Here is a 1,917-nt window from a genome sequence, read left to right as displayed (position 1 = left end):
TGAAAAATGCTGATTTCTCAGTATCTCCCTTTTTCGGGTGATTAGCTCAGTTGGTAGAGCGTCTGCCTTACAAGCAGAATGTCTGCTGTTCGATTCCTTCATCACCCACCACTTTCCTTTTCCTTTTCTCTGACAATAGATGCGCGGGGGTAGCTCAGGTGGTTAGAGTACCGGCCTGTCACGCCGGGGGTCGCGGGTTCGAGCCCCGTCCGCCGCGCCATCAAGTTAAAAATAAAAAATACCGGTTTTTACCGGTATTTTTTCGTCTGTATCCTATGCCTTTTTATAAAAAATCCAGCTATCTAAATAGTATAAACAGGACAACACAATAAAGCAGACATATGGTTTAAATCCTGAAAGACCATCCATCTCAAGCGGATTCACACCAAACGCTTATTCATCAAATCCCTAAATCATCTTCCAAAATAGACATAGATACTTACCTCCCCTTCTTACACAAAGGCCGTCTGAAAACGTCAATACATTTTCAGACGGCCTTTTTTAGCTTATCAAGCCTGATACCTAATCATGCAGGAGGCCTTAGCATCAATCCAATGTTCGCCACCTGGCTGAACAATTTTAGACACCAGCTTATCCAAGTCGCGTAAATAATCGGTTGATTTTTGGCTGTTGATAATCACGACAACCAGCAACGGCTTTTCGCCCAACCAATACCCTGCCAGCGCGCGGACATCTTTAAGCGTACCGGTTTTGAGGCGCAGGTTTTCACCGGGCTGTTTCAAGCGTGTTTTAAGCGTACCGTCTTTACCGGCAATCGGCAGCGTACTGATAAACTCGTTTTTAAACGGGCTGAAGTAGGCTTTTTCCAACATTTGCGCCATCATGCGCGCATTGAGTCGTTCGACGCGAGACAGGCCTGAGCCGTTTTCCAACACCAGCCCTTCCGTATTGATACCTGCAACCGCCAGCTCGCTTTTTACAATAGAGGCAGCCTTGGCCTGCGCCAGCTTGTAATCAGACATGTTTCCGGCAAATTTAAGGAAAACCGAACGGGCAATCAGATTATTGGAATGCTTGTTCATATCGGTGAGGATATCGGTAAGCGGTTTGGATAGATGGCTTGCCAACACATGTGCATCATGAGGCGCGACACCTGTCGTCAGGCCGTCTGAAACCGTACCGTCTTGTTGACGCCATTGGTTCACAAAACTTTTGCCGACATATTCTTTCATGCTGTACATATTCAGATACAGCTCTTGACCCAAGCAGCTTTCCGGCAGCTTGCCCGACACGGTCAGCGTATTGTTTTTATAGGAAGTCTTCATGTGGTTTTTTAAAACACTGCACTTCCCTGCTTTATTCTCAAGCGTCAATTTGTTTTGAATATTCAGATTCGGCAGCGGCGGATTGGTACGGATGACCAAGTTTCCGTCTTCCCCTTTTTCAGCACGGAGTTCAACGGTTTTATACGCCAACATATTGGGATCGGGTGGAGTCATAAAACTTTCGGCAGAATCGGAAGCAAAATCATCCGGATTCTTCACATCGCCCCACAGGCTGCGGTCGAGTATCAGATGTCCGTCAATATGGCGTATGCCCTTATCGCGCATCTGTTGCTGCATTTGCACCAGATCATGCTGGTCAAACACAGGATCGCCGCTCCCCACCCAATACACGTTGCCTTTCAACGTATCGCCTTTGATTGGGCCGTTGGTTTTAAACTCCGTTTTCCAACGATAATCGCCGCCCAGCATACGAAACGCGGTAAACGCCGTTACCAGCTTCATCGTCGAAGCAGGATTGCGCAATTCATCGGCACGGTGTTCGGCAATCACTTTGCCGCTGTCCAATTCCTGCACATAAACGGAAATTTCATTTTCAGGAATACGCCCGAAATCCAAAGCCCATGACGGACAAACCGCCATCATCAGGCCAACTGATAAAATACTTTTCAAC

At 47.2% G+C, this 1,917-nt stretch carries 1 protein-coding gene and 2 tRNA genes; 2 read left to right on the top strand and 1 reads right to left on the bottom strand.

Annotation, left to right across the window (positions count from 1 at the left end; all coding sequences use genetic code 11):
• Positions 1-35: 35 nt before the first annotated feature.
• Together ACTHUT_RS19330 and ACTHUT_RS19325 are read left to right on the top strand one after the other, a co-directional pair.
• Positions 36-111: transfer RNA gene (locus tag ACTHUT_RS19330), tRNA-Val, on the top strand.
• Between the two features lie 32 nt (positions 112-143).
• Positions 144-220 (top strand) — tRNA-Asp (locus ACTHUT_RS19325).
• 289 nt (positions 221-509) lie between these two features.
• Here ACTHUT_RS19325 and dacB read toward each other — a convergent pair.
• On the bottom strand, positions 510-1,916 hold the full coding sequence (dacB, locus tag ACTHUT_RS19320) for a D-alanyl-D-alanine carboxypeptidase/D-alanyl-D-alanine endopeptidase (protein WP_440419457.1): 1,407 nt from the start codon (positions 1,914-1,916) through the stop codon (positions 510-512).
• Position 1,917: the final 1 nt, after the last annotated feature.

The sequence above is a fragment of the Neisseria sp. P0022.S010 genome (genome assembly GCF_051956635.1).
This window is presented reverse-complemented; position numbering and strand designations above follow the sequence as displayed.